Origin of the sequence: Ekhidna sp. (assembly GCF_039940915.1) — a bacterium.
Classification (GTDB): domain Bacteria; phylum Bacteroidota; class Bacteroidia; order Cytophagales; family Cyclobacteriaceae; genus Ekhidna.
Genome location: NZ_JBDVFO010000002.1, coordinates 1,533,419 through 1,546,440 on the forward strand (window position 1 = coordinate 1,533,419; position 13,022 = coordinate 1,546,440).

A 13,022-nucleotide genomic window follows, 5' to 3' on the forward strand; every position below is an offset into this window, starting at 1 on the left:
TATGCAAAAGTATTACAATTGCTTTATGCCGCTGCTATTAAACAAGCAGATTGATAAACAGTCTGCATATGCCGTTTGGAACATTCAGGAGACCTTTTTAGCGTTGCCCTATTTATCACCTGAACCGTTTCCAGCTGATTTAAATCCAGTAAGACAAGCAGAGTGGATTGTTGGGAGAATTTTAGTGAAATCGCTATGCGAAAAATTTGATATTGAATTTGATGGCATAAGCAAGGAAGCAAACGGAAAACCTTATTTGGATGGTAAGGGCGTACATATTTCCATCTCGCATTCCTTTCCCATTGCAGCCGCAATGATCCACCTTGAAAAACCTTGTGGCATAGACATGGAGCGTCCACGCAAAAAACATGACTATGTGAAAATGAAGTACTTACATGCTTCGGAGATGGAATACAAAGAAGACCTTCAGAAACTATGCACCATCTGGTGCGCCAAGGAGGTGATTTATAAAATATTTGGACGGAAGTTTCTGAGTCTGAAAGATGAGATCAAGGTTTCCTTTGAGTCTGATACAGTGATCAAAGGTGAAATACTGAAGCCCGAACATGCAAGTACGCACACTATCCACTACGAATGGGTGAAAGAGTATTTGCTAGCTTTTGGGACTTAATGGCAATACGATAGATAAACCCTGAGCAAGTTCAGGGGTTTACCAAAGTTTAGATATTGCGGGCTTCTGTTATCAAGGTTTATCTTCCTTGCGAAGCATATATACTCCACCTAAAATGCCAGCAATAATCAATGTGAATATGATCCTGTCCCATTCTCCATGAACGGCATGCGTTATGGTAGCTCCCAACATAATTGCTCCTAATCCCAGCGCTGCTTTTGCAGCAAATTTTGGAATGAAAATCAGGATGCCGCCTACAACTTCGAGAGCGCCTATCAGTAAATAAAAATGATCTGGAAATCCCCAGTTACTGAACTGCTTGGCCCAAACTTCAGTAGCAGTAAATTTTGCTTGTCCAGCTATTAGAAATTCAAGTCCCATGAGAACTTGCAGTATCCATGTGACAATTCGTTTAAATTTAATATTCATGATTTGAGTGTTTTAATCTTCAAACTAGGTTACGACGCATTCACTTTTGAATCACTTTATAGAATGACACATAAATGCTATTGAATTTTACAGCCGTTCTTTTAAACTGGTGGATGATTTTAATTTTCTGCGCCTTATTGGGTTTATTTTGGGCCTACTTCCTGGCGACCAATAAAAGAGGCAATGTTGTAGCTAATCGCTATGTAGCAATGCTTTTATTTGCTCTTGCTATCTTAATTATTCGGCAATCTGCAAATATTGGAATTGATGACACAGTCGCGAGTTTTTTTTACTTCTTATCTCAGGGTGTTCTGTTTTTGATAGGGCCGTCAATCCTATTTCATTTCCAAAGTCTGGCCAATAAGCAAATTCCAATCTGGACGATAGTCAAGCATTATAGTTTGTCAATAACTGTGACAATTGTATTAGTAATACTTTTCAACTTTCGAGATGAGCTTCGGAATGTGAATAATACGGCTGTAATGAAAATCATCCTTTTTAGTTTTATCTCATTTCAGATTGTGCATTTGATCTACTACCTATTCATTTCCAGAAAGGAGATTATAAGCTATGAAACTAAGTATGGTCAATATCACACAGCCACTTCTGGGATAAACCTGCGATGGATGAAAGGCTTGATTCGAATCATTTCTTTGTTCTCGCTTCTAATTTTAACAATGTATTTCCTGATTCTTTCAGGTGGGTATTATTCCATGAATAACAACGCAGATTTGCTTTTTCTTCTGGGTGTGGGATTAATCATCGTACGCATCGTTGTTACTTCCTGGCGACAGCCTGAAGTCGCATCAGGTATTTATCAAGACGAGAGTAAATACAAAAATTCACCTCTCTCACCTTCGGAATCGATGGCCTTGAAGGAGAAGCTTGACAGGTTGGTCAAAGAGGAGCAAGTTTTCAAAACTCCTGAACTGAACCTTAATCAGCTTGCAAAAGAACTTGAAGTACCAGCATATATCCTTTCTCAGCTCATAAATCAGGAATACAATCAAAATTTTTTCAATTTCATTAATGATTTTAGGATTGATTTTGCTTCCAGGAAAATCATGGAGGGTAAGCTAGCTTCTCTTACCCTTGCTGGCATTGCCTATGAATCAGGCTTCAACAGCAAGAGCACCTTTAATAGAGCTTTCAAGAGAAAAATGGGATGCACTCCCAAAGAGTTCGGTAAAACAAAAAGGCCCATGCAAGCATGAGCCCTTCAATTTCTCATTCGTCTTTTAAAATATTCACAGGGTTTACTTTCGCCGCCTGAAGTGATTTGATCCCCACAGTAACTGCCCCGATCAAAAAGGTGCTGATACCTGCTATGATAAAAAGGATCGGATTCAAGGATGTTCTATACTCAAATCCTTCGAGCCATGCATTGCCAAAGTAATAGCCAAAGGGTGTTGCTACAAGAAAGGCGAAGATCATGAGCATCGAATAATCCCTTGATAACAATAAAACCAACTGCTTTACGCTTGCTCCATGTACCTTTCTTACACCAATTTCTTTAGACCGCTGCTCCGCTGAAAAGGCCGACAAACCAAACAGTCCTAAGCATGATATAAATATAGAAATGCCTGCAAAAATCTTTACCAACGCACTAACTGTCATTTCACTCTCATAGCTTTCTGCATAGGTTTGGTCTATAAATTCGTAGTTGAAATTTTGCTCAGGATCTAAATTTTGACCTACCCTTTCGATGGACTTCAACGCTTTGTTAGGATCCCCTTGAATTCTCACAAGTGCAAGACTTGTACTCGATGGTGCAATACATGTGATGATGAGCGGCGCAATTGGTTCATGGAGATTTCTCATGTGAAAGTTTTTCACAACTCCAACTACTTTCCCATTGATACCCCAAAAGGATAAACTCTTGTTGATTGGATCATCAAACCCCATAAGTTCAGCCATCACTTCATTGATGATGAAGTTGGTTGAATCCGTGAGTTGTTCATCAAAGCTTCTTCCTGCATCGATTTCCATTCCCATGGTTTCAATAAATCGCTCATCAGTGAGAAGTACATTTATTTCATATCCTTCTTCACTCATTCCCTCCCATCTGGCAGAGCTAGTAGATCGTCCGTATGAGATCGGATTCCCGGATGCGGCTGTTACGGCCTTTACTTCCGGGATTTTACCAATTTCGGTTTGATACGTACTGAGTCGTTCCCCAAAGTCCGCTCCCATTTGAATAGCCACTAGATTTTCCTTATCCAATCCTAGATTTTTATTGAGCACGTAATCGAGCTGGGTATAAATAATGGCTGTACCGACTATTAGAAGTGTAGAAATTGAGAACTGAAAAACAACGAGTCCTTTTCTGAAATAAGCTGCCCCGGAGGATTGCCGAACAGAACCCTTCAACGATTGTATGATATTGAATGTAGGAAGCAAAATCGCGGGATACGCACCAGACAAAAAGCCAACACCAAACGTAATGCCAGCTAAAAAATACCAGCTTACGGGCTGACTCAAATCCATTGTCAGCTGTCTATCTACCAGCTGATTAAAAAATGGCAGAAGTAGCCAAACTACAAAAACCGACACAACGACCGCAATGAACGATAGTAAAATTGATTCAAGAAAAAACTGAATACTAACGGAGGCTTTGTGTGCTCCCATTACTTTTCTCAACCCAATTTCTTTGGATCTTCTTCCAGACCTAGCTGTGGCTAAATTCATGAAGTTGATACAAGCGATGATGAGGATGAATATTGCCACCACAGTCATAATTTTAACATATCCGATCCGGCCGCCAGCCACTTCTCCATTTTCGAAATTTGAGTAGAGGTAGTGATCTTGAAACTTTTGTGCGATTAGGTATTCCTCTCCCGAATTGCTTTGACCTGCCGCATGGGTAATTATTTCATCATGCATCCGCTGTTTTACTGCTGGCAAATCTTGTTCTTGCCTGAGAGTAAAGTAGATGTTAAAACTTCCATTCCCCCAGTCATCTATCCAGTCATTTCGATTGAAGAAATATTGGGCCGGCAGGAGCCAGTCGAACTGGAGGCTAGAGTTGGTTCCCACATTTTCAAATACTCCACTTACGATTGCTTCTCTTTCGTCATCAATGAAAAGCGGGGAACCGACCGCTTTCTCTTGCCACAATGAGCCGAAGTATTTTTCTGCTACAGTCCGAGAGATAACAATAGATCCAAGATCTTCAAGAGCCGTCTTCGGATCACCTTCGAGCAACTCATAAGAAAATAGTGTAAGAAAATTGGATGTTGCAAAGTATCCAGCTTCCTCAGACTTGTTTTCATCCTTTTCAAAGGCCATACCCATAGGCCAGCTGAGCTGAGCTACTTCATCTACTTCAGAGTATTCATCTCTTAAAAGATCAGCAGCAGGTTTGGGTATGGATGAAGTAGTTCTTATCATCCCTCCTGACTGTTTCATATTCCTGAACATTTGGTAGATTTTATCTCCATTCGCATGGAATTTATCCACTCCAACTTCATCGTTCACCCACATGAGTATGAGCATGCTGGAAACTAATCCAACAATGAGTCCAAGTAAGTTTAATGCAGTAAATCCTTTATATCTTAAAGCATTTCTGAGTGCGATTTTTAGATAATTTTTGATCATAGCAGTGTTAATTAGTCCATTTTTAAATTCAAGATTTCGAATGATCCCCGGGCGAAATAGCAATAGTACGTCCAGCCCATATTTGATTTTGGCTTTGAAATGATTGGAGACTGCCCTTTCTTCATAGAGTTCAGACAAGTCCCCTTCCACATCCTCAACTAACATGGGGTCACAAAACCATTTCAAGAAACGTGTAGCTAACTTTGGGGGCACTATGTTGTGCTCTTTACTCATACCTCAGTGAGCTCACAGGATTTGCCCTCACAGCTTTGATGACATGAAAACTAACTGTGGCTAAGGCTATCAACAGGGCAACAGCTCCTCCTATCACAAATAGGAAAGGATTAATATCAATTCTGTAAGCAAAGTTTTCAAGCCAACCAGACATAAATACATATGTAATCGGTGTGGCTAGGATGAAGGATATCAAAATCATTGTGACAAATCCTTTTGATAGTAGAATCATGAGCTCCTTAGCTGACGCCCCCATTACCTTCCTAATTCCAATTTCTTTTATTCTTCTTTGAATGGAAATAGATGCAAGCCCAAATAGCCCCATACAACCAATGAAAATAGACAGTACTGCGATGATGGTTATCACGGATCCCATCTGCTGATCCGATTGATACATTTCCTCAAAGTGATCGTCAAGAAATTCATATTGCAAGGGGAAATCAGTTACAAATTGCCCATACACGTTTTCAATTTCATCAAGAGCTGCTTCAACATTCTGACCGTTGATCTTCACGGACATTTCACTGAAACCCCACTCGGTGTGCACCACCATCGATAGCGTGTTTACTTTGTAGTGTAGTGAGTTGAAATTGAAATCCTCCGTAACTCCAATGATTGTTCCTAAAGAATCATTGGGATACCAGCTATGGCCGGCTTTTTGACCAACCGCGTTTTCAAAGCCCAGCTCCTTTGCAAAGGATTCATTGATGATAAAAGCTAGTCCATCGTCTGTGGCAAACTCCTTAGAAAAGGATCTCCCATCTTTAAGTTCTATTCCATAAACATCCAGGTAGTCATAGTCTACATGTACGTTGGATGGTGCCAAATTCAGCATACCGGTATCTTGGCGAACTTTGAATCCCCATTGATGAAAATTATTTCCCAGTCGCTGACCTGAAGCTGTCACCCCAAGGATATTGGACTGATTTAAGAGTTCTTCCTTCATCTGAGAAAAGTTCTCCTGCATATCTCCATTCATTTCTATCAGGACCATGTGATCTTTGTTAAAACCAATGTCTTTGTTCTTAATAAAAAAGAGTTGCTCCACTACTATAAATGTGCAAACGATCATTCCCAACGCGAGACTAAATTGAAGTACAATCAATGAACTCCTAAAAATGGATTTCTTTTCCTGATTTTTAAGGCCTTTTAAAACAACAATTGGCCTAAATGAAGACAGATAAAGAGAAGGATAAAGACCTGCCACAAGTCCTAAAAATAATGTGATTCCGATGGCAATAGGAATGAATTCCAAGTTTAAGAGGAATGGGAAGATCGACAGTTCCCTATCTATCAGGTTGTTTAGAAAAGGTAGCGATACAATCACCAAAACAACAGCGAAAACTAAGGCGATTAAAGAGAGCATGACAGACTCGAAAATAAACTGATCGAAGAGTTGCTTACGTAATGCACCGATGGTCTTCCTTACACCCACTTCTTTACTTCTGTAGCTCGCTCTCGCTGTGGTCAGATTTGTAAAGTTTACGGAAGCAATGATCATGATGAAAATACCAACCAAGATGAATACATCGAGGTATTGTCCATTGAATTTGCGGTAATTGGCATAGTCATGTTCAATATCTGTCGACGACAGGTGAACATCTGGTAGTGGCTGTAGAAAGAGTTTATAAACATCATTGATGTCCGGGTTATCCATTACTCGTACCAGATAATCAGGAAACTTAGTCGTAAGGGCTTCAATATCTGCCTCTCTGTTCAGGACGAAATACGTGTTAAGAAAATTACCTCCAAAGGTGCTATTAAACTCCTCTTCATTCTCACCTGAAGCAAACATGGAGAGTACGATTTCAAACTGAAGGTGCGAGTTTTCAGTAACATTTTCAATCACACCTCTAACTGCTACTTGATCTCCTCCCATCACGAATGTCTTGCCAACAGCATCTATCTCTCCATACAACCTCATAGCCACATCTCTGGTAATTACTGCATCCAATGGTCCATCTATTGCTTTGGATCGATCTCCATAAAGAAACTCGTAATCAAACATTTCAAAGAAATTGCTATCTACGCCGACAACTTTTTCTACCATCACATTCTTATCCTCCAACTCTACAAGCTGACTTCCAAATCTTCTGTATCGTGTGTAGCTTTCGATTTCAGGAAATTGATCTGTCATTGTTGGCCCCATACCTGGCATGCTGAGTGCAACTTTCTGCGTATTTGTTCCTGGAAAACTTTGGACTTCACAAAGCCGGTAAATGTTCTGCTTATTGAAAGCATCAAACGCTTTTTCGTCCTTTATGAAGAGGAAAATCACCATGCAAGCAGCCATCCCTATGGAAAGGCTGAAAATATTGATGGAGGAGAAACTCTTGTATTTTAAGAGGTTTCTAATGGCAGATTTTAGATAATTTTTTAGCATAGATGTATTGATTAGTCCGTTTTTTATTTCGAAGTTTTTGATGATGCCCGGCCGAAAGAGTAGGAGAACATCAAGTATGTAATTGACCTTAGCCTTAAGTTGACTTTTGCTCGCACGCTCTGCAAAGAGCTCTGACAAGTCACCCTCCACATCTTCAAATAGCATTGGGTGGCAAAACCATTTTAAAAATCGAGCAGGCAGCCGAGGTGGCGATATGTGGAGGTCATTCTTCATCCAAATTTGAAATCAAATGCTACTGAAGGAATGGAATCCCACAGCTGCTTTCGAGTCTCCATCACTTGCTCCAGTACTTTTTTACCTAAAGGAGTTACTTTGAAATATCTCTTCCTTTTCCCTCCTCGTACGGCAGTAGCTTCGCCAAACTCAGAGTCGAGGTAGCCTTTTTTTTCCAGTCGATTTAAAGCAGTACGCATAGCGCCCACGCTTACTTTGCGAGCCAGCCGGCTCTCTATTTCTTCTTTGATTGATATCCCGTAAGCATTTTCAAACAAAACAGCAACCGTTAACATCACCACTTCTTCAAATTCCCCTATCGAATACTTATTCATTGATTATATATTTAAATCCTAAAAGTAGCTAAAATATTTAAGTCTTAAATGTAATCTTAATACTCCTTTAAGGAATAAAGGTTTCAATGAAATGAATTCTGATTATGATTTCTTGGATCTCAGTCGTTCTTGAATCTTATCACTCTTTAGTTCTCTGAGCGCATCCGTCGCTATCCATTTAGCTGGTTTTGAGCCTTGCCTTCGAATTCTTTCTGCTACTTCAATCGCTTGGGCATTGAGTTGCAAACTTCGCTTGCCGATTTGTCGGAGTGCCCAATTCACAGCTTTTTTTACAAAGTTTCGGTCATCCCAGGCTTCTCGCTCAATGATTGGGAAAAATTCTGCTATCCGAGCATCGGGTTCCTTTTTGCAATGAATGGAAATGCCAACCATCAATGCAAATGCCATTCTTTTTTCATATTCTGCTTCACGACGGCTCCATTCTTCTATTTTATGAAAAGCATAAGAGGTTTTTGGTAAAATTTTCATCGCAATGCCATCAACTAAATCCCAGGAGTAGCATTCTGCAGTCCATTTATCCGCTAGTTCTTCCGTGAAGTTTTTAGATTCAGCGATGTGTATAGCAAGCTGCTTGCATTCATGTATTGGTTGTTCCCAAAGCAGGTTCGCTAATGGTTGATTTCTTCCAAACTCTTTTGCATAGGGCTTGAGGTAGGCATTCTTTATTCCCAGTATTTTTGGAGCATCTCTTATACCAAAATACTCCATTCTAGAAATATATGCAGGGTCTTTCATTCCCTTCAGATCTTTCAAAATCTGATCTAAATCTTTCACAGAGAGAAATACTGATTGTCCATTTTTTGCAGAATCAATTTGATTTCGTCGGCTTTGTGATAATCCCCAAGCTTTTCAAAGGATACGATCAGATTCCTCAATGCTCGAAGTATGATGTCTAAATTGGAGCATGGCTCATAAAAGATATCTTGCCTATCCAGTTGAAGGCTATCCAAATAGTTGTCAATATCTTCTCTGGTAAAAATGAGTCCTCGGTTAAATACATTGATGTAGAACGATTCGTCTCCAACTTGATACGTCAATATGAATAGGTTTGGAAGGTTTACTCCAAACACAGGCAACCTCATCTTTTGTGCAAGTAATAAATAAACTGTGCACAAGGATATCGGATTCCCTTTCTTGGTCTCCAACACTGAATTAATCATGGAATTGGCGGGTGAATGAAAGTTTTTCGTATTCGCTCTGAATTTGAACTCATTAAAAAAAATTTCATTAAATACTTTTACCCTGTCATATGGAGCCATTTCATCCTCCATGTGGCGCCACAACTCGTGATATAATTGATCTATCTCCTGGCTAATTTCCTGTAATTCCAAATCTGGATATAAGTAGGTAGCGACTATCCAAAGACCTTCAGTAAGGTCGATTCCTCCTCCTTCTTTCCATAAAAGGAAGCGTTCTTTTAGCAACTCGAATTGCAGCTCGTGTACAAGATCTTCAATTTTCGATTGAATGATTGGATTGAATGTGCTTTCCCATTCATGCTCCAATAGTGGGATGATACTGGTCCCAATAGACATTATTTTTTCCTCAACATGAGCTACAACCTCATGATCTTCATCATCCAGCAGGACAACCAGGGCCTTTATTTCGGACTCTTTCAAGGAATTCAAATGCTTTTTACTTTAGATATACCTAAAATGAATATTCAAAAATATAAAGATTCATTCAGGTGTATTAAAATCTAAGACAAAGCGTCAGTTAGCTAGGGTAAGAATACAACTCATTTCGATAAGCATCAAGTTTGAATAACACCTACATTCATCCGCTCTTCAATGGGGGCATGATTGGCCACTTTAATGCCTTTTGAAATCACATTTCTTGTCTCTTTCGGATCAATAATTCCATCTACCCATAACCTGGAAGCGGCATAGTATGGACTTAATTTTTCTCTGTACGAATCTTCAATCTTTTTTAACTGCGCCTTCTTTTCTTCTTCCGTAAGCTCTTTGCCTTTCGCCTTTGCAGAAGCTATTTCAATCTGTAATAAGGTCTTAGCAGCAGAGCCTCCGCTCATTACAGCTATTTCAGCTGTTGGCCAAGCATATATTAGCCTGGGGTCGTATGCTTTACCACACATGGCATAATTTCCAGCGCCATAAGAACTTCCCATGACAATGCTGAATTTCGGAACCACAGAGTTAGAAACTGCATTGACCATCTTAGCTCCATCTTTAATGATTCCTCCATGCTCCGAACGAGAGCCAACCATGAAACCATTTACATCGTGCAGGAAGAGCAGTGGAATTTTACGCTGATTGCAATTCATGATGAATCGAGCTGCCTTGTCTGCAGAATCTGAGTAGATCACTCCTCCCATCTGCATTTCTCCCTTTTTAGTCTTCACTACTTTCCGCTGATTGGCAACAATTCCAATACTCCACCCATCAATTCGAGCATATCCACAAACAATGGATTTTCCGTAGAGCTCTTTATATTGATCAAATTCAGAATCATCAACCAAACACTTGATCACCTCTACCATGTCATACTGAATCCCCCGATTTGCAGGAAATTCACCATAGATATCTTCTAGTTTTTTCTTTGGAGGCTTACTTTCTGCTCGATTAAAGCCTGCACTTTCAGGCTCACCTACTTTATCAAAAATTCGTTTGATCGCATCCAGAGCTGCCTTATCATCAGAAAATTTATTATCGGTAACTCCAGATATTTCGCAATGTGTAGTGGCGCCCCCAAGAGTTTCATTATCTATATCTTCTCCAACGGCTGACTTTACTAAATAGCTTCCAGCTAAAAAAACAGATCCGGTTCCATCCACAATGAGTGCTTCATCAGCCATGATAGGCAAATAAGCTCCTCCTGCCACACAACTTCCCATAATGGCTGCAATCTGGATAATCCCTTTTGAAGACATGATCGCATTATTTCTAAACTGTCTACCGAAGTGTTCTTTATCGGGAAATATCTCATCTTGCATCGGCAAGAATACCCCGGCACTGTCCACCAAATAGATAATTGGTAAGTTATTCTCAAGCGAAATTTCTTGCGCCCTAAGATTCTTTTTAGCCGTCATAGGAAACCAGGCACCCGCTTTTACAGTAGCATCGTTTGCTACAATCATGCATTCTCTACCAGAGACTGTACCTATTCCGGTTACAACGCCAGCAGAGGGACATCCTCCAACCTCTTGATACATCCCTTCGGCAGCCAATGCACCCACTTCAAGAAATTCACTAGACTCATCCAACAAATATGCTATGCGTTCACGGGCAGTTAGCTTACCTTTCTTATGGTGTGATGTAATCTTTTTTTCTCCCCCGCCAAGATGTACGGTTTTTAGACGCTCGTTTAGTTTGTATACCAACTGTTTGTTGGCATCTTCATTTTTGTTGAATTGAATATTCATGAATTTTCGCTACTTACCTTCCTGAGAAATTCCCTTAAGCTTCTTGTTTTTTCTACCAAGCGGCTTCATAAAGTCCTTTGGATAATTATTAAAGTGGATGATTAGTTCATCCATATCAACCAGAAGTTTATTTAAGTTATTGTAGATGGAATCGTTGTTCAGCAATTTTCCAACTGTGCCTTCTTCAGATTGCACTGCCAAAAGAAGGTTATTCACATGATCCAAAGACTCATTTACTTTCTCTAAAGTTTGCGCCAATGGTACATTATTCAATGAGTCAATCAATGACTTAGAGCTAGCCAAAACACCATCCAGTTGATCAGAACGATCTTTGATGCTTTTGAGAAGTGAATCCGTTGATGCAATGACTTTTTCAACCTCTAGTCTATTAACCTTATTGGTAATTGTCCCGATTGCATATTTCAATGTGTCAACCGTACCTCGGATATCGGTTTTATTTAGCTCGTCAAGCAAATCATTGAGCTTGGTGATTGTCGTATTAAGGTTGTCAGCAACTGGTTCAAACTGTGATAACATTCCTTCATCCATATCAGATCCCAATGTATCTCCCGGTTGGGCCAACTCTGGTAATTTACCTACATCTAAAACAATGGCTTTACCTCCGAAAAGACCATCATTTGCCAGGGTTGCTGAAGCGTCCTTACTGATCATTAATCCATCGTCTATATCGAATGCTACAACGATGTATTTTTTTTCTTGAACCAACTCAAATCCACTTACTCTACCAACAGGTAATCCATTGAAATAAACCGGATTAGATACATTTAATCCTGCCACATTCGCATACGTAGCATAGTATCTATTTGAAGGAGAAAATATATCTGAACCCTTCAAAAAATTGAATCCATAGTATAAGAGAGCTCCTGAAATAATGGTGATAAGACCAATCTTAAATTCTTTTGACACGTTCTTAATTTTTAGTTCTGAGCATCAAATGCTTCCTTGTATTCTTTGATTGCACGATAGATCCCTGAGGCTATAAATGATTGAACTTCAGCGTTGTTTAATTCCTTTTCTTCCATCGGATTGGAAAGGTAGCCAATTTCCACCAACACACTTGGCATTGCTGTACTCCACATTACGTAAAGACTCGATTGCTTAACGCCATAACTTCTTCTGCCCGCTCTATTTTTTAGTTGGTCATCGATGAGGCTTGCCAGCATCAGGCTATTATCCTGATACGCAGACTGTGTAAGGTTGTAAAGAATGTATGATTCTTCTGATTGCGGATCGAAATCATAATTCTTCTGATAATCTTCCTCCAGTAAGATCACTGAGTTCTCTCTTTGTGCAACTTCCAAAGCTCTATCTGTATTTTGTGCACCCATTACATATACCTCCGAACCTTTTATCGATTGCTTTCTGGACAGTGGTGTCTTTTTTGGTAAGGAGTTTGCATGGATCGAAACAAACAAGTCGGCGTTATGATTATTAGCCATTTCAGATCTTTTCTCAAGCTCTATAAACGTATCATCCTTACGCGTATAAATGATTTTAACATCCGGAATATATTTTTTCACATATTCACCCACCTTGAGAGCTACTTCAAGAGCTACGTCTTTTTCTTTGGTATAAGACCCAAGAGTTCCTGGGTCTTTTCCCCCATGCCCTGGGTCAATTACAATTTTTGTGACAGCAAAGCTTCGCTTACCAACTGGCTGAAATGAAGCCAACACTAAAAATAATGTCAATCCGATGGGTAGTACTAGGTTTCTCACTCCCTTTATTGTCTAAAATGAAATACTTTTACGCAAA

General features: G+C 39.7%; 11 protein-coding genes. 2 read left to right on the forward strand and 9 right to left on the reverse strand.

Features of this window, described 5'->3' with window-relative positions; all coding sequences use genetic code 11:
- Window positions 1-25: 25 nt before the first annotated feature.
- Window positions 26-631, forward strand: coding sequence for a 4'-phosphopantetheinyl transferase family protein (locus ABJF57_RS11885; RefSeq protein WP_462229295.1), 606 nt, complete (start codon window positions 26-28; stop codon window positions 629-631).
- Window positions 632-703: 72 nt separating this feature from the next.
- On the opposite strand, the gene ABJF57_RS11890 is transcribed toward ABJF57_RS11885, so the two are convergent.
- A complete protein-coding gene (locus ABJF57_RS11890) occupies window positions 704-1,060 on the reverse strand; it encodes a DoxX family protein (protein ID WP_462229297.1) in 357 nt (118 codons plus the stop codon).
- A gap of 113 nt (window positions 1,061-1,173) precedes the next feature.
- Here ABJF57_RS11890 and ABJF57_RS11895 point away from each other — a divergent pair, with 113 nt between their 5' ends.
- Window positions 1,174-2,274: a helix-turn-helix domain-containing protein gene (locus ABJF57_RS11895; protein ID WP_462229299.1), complete on the forward strand. Its 1,101-nt coding sequence runs from the start codon at window positions 1,174-1,176 to the stop codon at window positions 2,272-2,274.
- Between the two features lie 13 nt (window positions 2,275-2,287).
- Here the strand turns inward: ABJF57_RS11895 and ABJF57_RS11900 are convergent, their stop codons facing one another.
- From ABJF57_RS11900 to ABJF57_RS11935, 8 genes are all read right to left on the reverse strand, one after another.
- Window positions 2,288-4,891: an ABC transporter permease gene (locus tag ABJF57_RS11900; RefSeq protein WP_462229300.1), complete on the reverse strand. Its 2,604-nt coding sequence runs from the start codon at window positions 4,889-4,891 to the stop codon at window positions 2,288-2,290.
- Window positions 4,884-7,508: an FtsX-like permease family protein gene (locus tag ABJF57_RS11905; protein ID WP_462229302.1), complete on the reverse strand. Its 2,625-nt coding sequence runs from the start codon at window positions 7,506-7,508 to the stop codon at window positions 4,884-4,886. Before ABJF57_RS11905 ends, ABJF57_RS11900 begins: the two co-directional genes overlap by 8 nt.
- Window positions 7,505-7,843: a PadR family transcriptional regulator gene (locus ABJF57_RS11910; RefSeq protein ID WP_462229304.1), complete on the reverse strand. Its 339-nt coding sequence runs from the start codon at window positions 7,841-7,843 to the stop codon at window positions 7,505-7,507. Before ABJF57_RS11910 ends, ABJF57_RS11905 begins: the two co-directional genes overlap by 4 nt.
- Window positions 7,844-7,945: 102 nt before the next feature.
- Window positions 7,946-8,638: a DNA alkylation repair protein gene (locus ABJF57_RS11915; protein ID WP_462229306.1), complete on the reverse strand. Its 693-nt coding sequence runs from the start codon at window positions 8,636-8,638 to the stop codon at window positions 7,946-7,948.
- Complete coding sequence (locus tag ABJF57_RS11920; protein ID WP_462235932.1) at window positions 8,635-9,492, reverse strand: transglutaminase-like domain-containing protein; 858 nt, start codon at window positions 9,490-9,492, stop codon at window positions 8,635-8,637. The genes ABJF57_RS11915 and ABJF57_RS11920 overlap by 4 nt, the downstream gene beginning before the upstream one ends.
- Before the next feature lie 125 nt (window positions 9,493-9,617).
- On the reverse strand, window positions 9,618-11,246 hold the full coding sequence (locus ABJF57_RS11925; RefSeq protein ID WP_462229310.1) for an acyl-CoA carboxylase subunit beta: 1,629 nt from the start codon (window positions 11,244-11,246) through the stop codon (window positions 9,618-9,620).
- Window positions 11,247-11,255: 9 nt separating this feature from the next.
- Window positions 11,256-12,173, reverse strand: a complete 918-nt coding sequence (locus ABJF57_RS11930) for an MlaD family protein (RefSeq protein ID WP_462229312.1) — start codon at window positions 12,171-12,173, stop codon at window positions 11,256-11,258.
- Between the two features lie 11 nt (window positions 12,174-12,184).
- Complete coding sequence (locus tag ABJF57_RS11935) at window positions 12,185-12,985, reverse strand: N-acetylmuramoyl-L-alanine amidase family protein (protein ID WP_462229314.1); 801 nt, start codon at window positions 12,983-12,985, stop codon at window positions 12,185-12,187.
- Window positions 12,986-13,022 lie beyond the last annotated feature (37 nt).

Coding starts and splice junctions, on each gene's coding strand:
- ABJF57_RS11905 (WP_462229302.1), bottom strand. CDS start 7,508: ATGAAGAATGACCTCCACATATCGCCACCTCGGCTGCCTGCTCGATTT.
- ABJF57_RS11895 (WP_462229299.1), top strand. CDS start 1,174: ATGATTTTAATTTTCTGCGCCTTATTGGGTTTATTTTGGGCCTACTTC.
- ABJF57_RS11910 (WP_462229304.1), bottom strand. CDS start 7,843: ATGAATAAGTATTCGATAGGGGAATTTGAAGAAGTGGTGATGTTAACG.
- ABJF57_RS11925 (WP_462229310.1), bottom strand. CDS start 11,246: ATGAATATTCAATTCAACAAAAATGAAGATGCCAACAAACAGTTGGTA.
- ABJF57_RS11890 (WP_462229297.1), bottom strand. CDS start 1,060: ATGAATATTAAATTTAAACGAATTGTCACATGGATACTGCAAGTTCTC.
- ABJF57_RS11885 (WP_462229295.1), top strand. CDS start 26: ATGCCGCTGCTATTAAACAAGCAGATTGATAAACAGTCTGCATATGCC.
- ABJF57_RS11900 (WP_462229300.1), bottom strand. CDS start 4,891: ATGAGTAAAGAGCACAACATAGTGCCCCCAAAGTTAGCTACACGTTTC.